Source organism: Achromobacter sp., from assembly GCF_050285585.1.
GTDB lineage: Bacteria > Pseudomonadota > Gammaproteobacteria > Burkholderiales > Burkholderiaceae_B > Achromobacter.
The window spans coordinates 1-3,643 of the sequence record NZ_JBLZXF010000089.1 but is presented as its reverse complement, the minus strand read 5'-3'; the positions used below and the strand labels follow the sequence as shown (position 1 = coordinate 3,643).

Here is a 3,643-nt window from a genome sequence, read left to right as displayed (position 1 = left end):
AATGTGGACTGCACGGCCGAGCACCTTCTGCAATTCGCCATCATGGGCGCCGCGCTGTCGCAGGCGGTGGACCATCGCGAGAATCCCTCCGTGGGCCTGCTCAATATCGGCGAAGAAGTCATCAAGGGCAACGAAGTCGTCAAGGAAGCGGCCGAACTGCTGCGCAGCAGCCCGCTCAATTTCTACGGCAACGTGGAAGGCAACGACATTTTCAAGGGCACGGTCGACGTCGTCGTTTGCGACGGTTTCGTCGGCAATGTCGTGCTCAAGTCCGTCGAAGGGCTGGCGAAGATGCTCTCCAGCGTCATTCGCGAAGAGTTCAAACGCAACCTGATCACGCTGCTGGCCGGCGCGGTGGCCAAGCCGGTGCTCAACCGCCTGCGCACCCGCGTCGACAACCGGCGCTACAACGGCGCCGCGCTGCTGGGCCTGCGCGGCGTGGTCATCAAGAGCCACGGCTCCGCGGACGTCTACGCATACGGGTTCGCCTTGCAGCGCGCCCGTGAAGCCGTAGTGAGTAAACTGCTGGAGCGTACCGCTCAGACGGTCGCTCAGATTACCAAGCGCGTTCAATCCGGCGGCGTCTCCTCGGCGCCGACGCAAAACGTGGCTGGGGACACCGCTTGATGGATACCGCAATGAAATACTCCGTGATCGCGGGCACCGGCAGCTTCCTGCCGGAACGCGTGGTTTCGAACGACGATCTGGCAGCGGAACTGGCGACGCGCGACATCGCCACCTCCGACGAGTGGATTGTCGAGCGCACTGGCATCCGGCAGCGCCATCTGGCCGAGCGCGGCGTGACGACCAGCCAGCTGGCGACGGAGGCCTCGCGCCGCGCGCTGGCCGACGCGGGCGTGGACGCGTCCGAGGTCGACCTGATCGTCCTCGCCACCTCCACGCCGGATTTCGTCTTCCCGAGCACAGCCTGCATCGTGCAGGCCAACCTGGGTGCCAAGGGTTCCGCGGCGTTCGACGTGCAGGCCGTGTGCAGCGGTTTCGTCTATGCGATGACCACCGCCGACAGCTTCATCCGCGCGGGCCGCGCCCGTTGCGCGCTGGTCATCGGCGCCGAAGTCTTTTCCCGCATCCTGGACTGGAACGACCGCAGCACCTGCGTGCTGTTCGGCGACGGCGCGGGCGCCGTGGTGCTGAAGGCTTCCGACAAGCCGGGCATCATGGCCGCGCAGCTGCATGCCGATGGCAGCCAGGGCAAGATCCTGAACGCCGCGGGCAACGTGGCCTACGGCGACGTCACCGGCGACCCGTTCCTGCGCATGGACGGACAGGCCGTGTTCAAGCAGGCCGTCACTGTGCTGGACCGTTCCGCGCGCGACACCTGCGCCGAGGCGGGCGTAGACCTGGCCGAAGTCGATTGGCTGATCCCGCACCAGGCCAACGTGCGCATCCTGAATTTCCTGGCGCGCAAGCTGTCCGTGCCGGTCGAGAAAGTCGTCATCACCGTCGATAGCCACGCCAACACGTCCGCGGCAAGCGTGCCGCTGGCCCTGGACGCCGCGCGCCGCGATGGCCGCGTCAAGCCAGGCCAACTGGTCCTGATGCAGGGCGTGGGCGGCGGCTTCACCTGGGGCTCGGTCCTGGCTCGCATGTAAGGGCGGGCTCGGCCGGAGGCGGCGCATGCGCCGCAACCGCCGGGCTGGCGCGCCCGACATCCCACACAGACACTGAATCAATCCAAACGGTCAACCATGAAAATTGCTTTTGTCTTTCCTGGCCAAGGTTCTCAAGCTGTCGGCATGCTGGACGCCTGGTCTGGCGTCGCGGCCGTCTCGGATACCGTGGCGCGGGCGTCCCAGGCCCTGGGGCAGGACCTGGGCGCATTGATCGCGCAAGGCCCCGCCGAGCAGCTCAATCTGACCACCAACACCCAGCCCGCGATGCTGACCGCCGGCGTTGCGATGTACGCGGCGTGGTGCGCGGCGGGCGGCCGCAAGCCGGACGTCGTGGCCGGACACAGCCTGGGCGAATACGCCGCGCTGACGGCCGCCGGTTCGCTTGCGCTCGAAGATGCCGTGCGCCTGGTGCGCGTGCGCGCCGACGCCATGCAGGCCGCAGTGCCGGTCGGCACCGGCGCCATGGCCGCCATCCTGGGCCTGGACGATGACGCCGTGCGCGCGGCGTGCGCAGCCGCTGCCCAGGGCGAGGTCGTCGAGGCCGTGAACTTCAACGCGCCTGCCCAGGTCGTGATCGCGGGCCACAAGGCCGCCGTCGAGCGCGCCTGCGAGCAGGCCAAGGCGGCCGGCGCCAAGCGCGCGCTGCTGCTGCCGGTGTCCGCGCCGTTCCACTCCAGCCTGCTCAAGCCCGCGGCCGACGTGCTCGCCGGCGCGCTGGCCGGCGTGACGGTGTCCGCGCCGCAGCTGCAGGTCATCAACAACGTCGATGTGGCTTCGCCCGCCGAACCTGGGGCAATCCGGGATGCGCTGGTGCGCCAGGCATGGCATCCTGTGCGCTGGGTCGAAACCCTGCGCGCGATGAAGGCGCAAGGCGTCACGCACGTCATCGAGTGCGGCCCCGGCAAGGTGCTGGCCGGCCTGACCAAGCGCATCGATCCCGAACTCACGGGCATGGCCATTACCGATCCGGCTTCGCTCGAAGCCGCGCTGGCCGCCGTCAACGGAAACTCATGAACATGGACAACACCTCGATCGAACTGCAAGGCAAGATCGCGCTGGTGACCGGCGCCACGCGCGGCATTGGCCGCGCCATCGCCCAGGAACTGGCGGCGCGCGGCGCCACCGTCGTCGGCACCGCCACGTCCGAATCGGGCGCGGCCGCCATCACCGAAGCGCTGGCCCCGTTCGGCGGCCGCGGCGTGGTGCTGGACGTGACCGACGCGGCGGCATGCGACGCCCTGATCGATGCGCTGGGCAAGGAAGGCGGCGGTCCGCACATCCTCGTCAATAACGCCGGCATCACGCGTGATACGCTGGCGATGCGCATGAAGGATGAGGACTGGTCGGCCGTCATCGATACCAACCTGGCATCGGTGTTCCGCCTGTCGCGCGCGGTATTGCGCAGCATGATGAAGGCCCGTTGGGGACGCATCATCAACGTGACCTCGGTGGTGGGCTCCAGCGGCAACCCCGGCCAGGCCAACTACGCGGCCGCCAAGGCCGGCGTGGCCGGCATGTCGCGCGCCCTGGCGCGCGAGCTGGGCAGCCGCAACATCACCGTGAACTGCGTTGCCCCGGGATTCATCGATACCGACATGACGCGGGCCCTGGGCGAAAGCCAGACCGCGGCGCTGTTGCAGCAGATTCCGCTTGGCCGCCTCGGCTCGCCGACGGACATCGCGCATGCGGTGGCATTTTTGTCCGGGCCGCAGGCAGGTTACATTACCGGCACCACCCTGCACGTCAACGGCGGGATGTACATGCAATAAATCACGAACCGCGCGAAGGCGGCCCAGGCCGCCGCGCCGCAGCCGGGCAGCCGGCAAGGCAACGCGCGGTTCAACCGGAAACGCCGCACACGTGTTTCCTGCGCCATTTCCGGCGACAGATCAAGTGCGCGGTGTTATTTTTGTCACGGCCAGGCGTCGCAAAACTCCGCGCTTGGCTATAATTCGCGGGATTTTTCCCATTTGGAGATCTGCATGGAAAGCATCGAACAGCGCGTCAAG

General features: G+C 67.7%; 4 protein-coding genes. All 4 read left to right on the top strand.

Annotated elements, in window-relative coordinates:
* Window positions 1-627: phosphate acyltransferase (locus tag ACN6PJ_RS31235; RefSeq protein ID WP_427999497.1), on the top strand; the 627-nt coding region annotated here is incomplete at its 5' end.
* Entirely contained in the window at window positions 627-1,613 is a 987-nt protein-coding gene (locus ACN6PJ_RS31230; RefSeq protein ID WP_427999498.1) for a beta-ketoacyl-ACP synthase III, read from the top strand. The genes ACN6PJ_RS31235 and ACN6PJ_RS31230, both read left to right, overlap by 1 nt.
* A 96-nt stretch (window positions 1,614-1,709) precedes the next feature.
* Window positions 1,710-2,648, top strand: coding sequence for an ACP S-malonyltransferase (fabD, locus tag ACN6PJ_RS31225; protein ID WP_427999496.1), 939 nt, complete (start codon window positions 1,710-1,712; stop codon window positions 2,646-2,648).
* A gap of 2 nt (window positions 2,649-2,650) precedes the next feature.
* The gene (fabG, locus tag ACN6PJ_RS31220; protein WP_043543310.1) at window positions 2,651-3,403 is read left to right on the top strand and encodes a 3-oxoacyl-ACP reductase FabG; all 753 of its coding nucleotides are present in this window, start codon (window positions 2,651-2,653) and stop codon (window positions 3,401-3,403) included.
* Window positions 3,404-3,643 lie beyond the last annotated feature (240 nt).

Coding starts and splice junctions, on each gene's coding strand:
- fabD (WP_427999496.1), top strand. CDS start 1,710: ATGAAAATTGCTTTTGTCTTTCCTGGCCAAGGTTCTCAAGCTGTCGGC.
- ACN6PJ_RS31230 (WP_427999498.1), top strand. CDS start 627: ATGGATACCGCAATGAAATACTCCGTGATCGCGGGCACCGGCAGCTTC.
- fabG (WP_043543310.1), top strand. CDS start 2,651: ATGGACAACACCTCGATCGAACTGCAAGGCAAGATCGCGCTGGTGACC.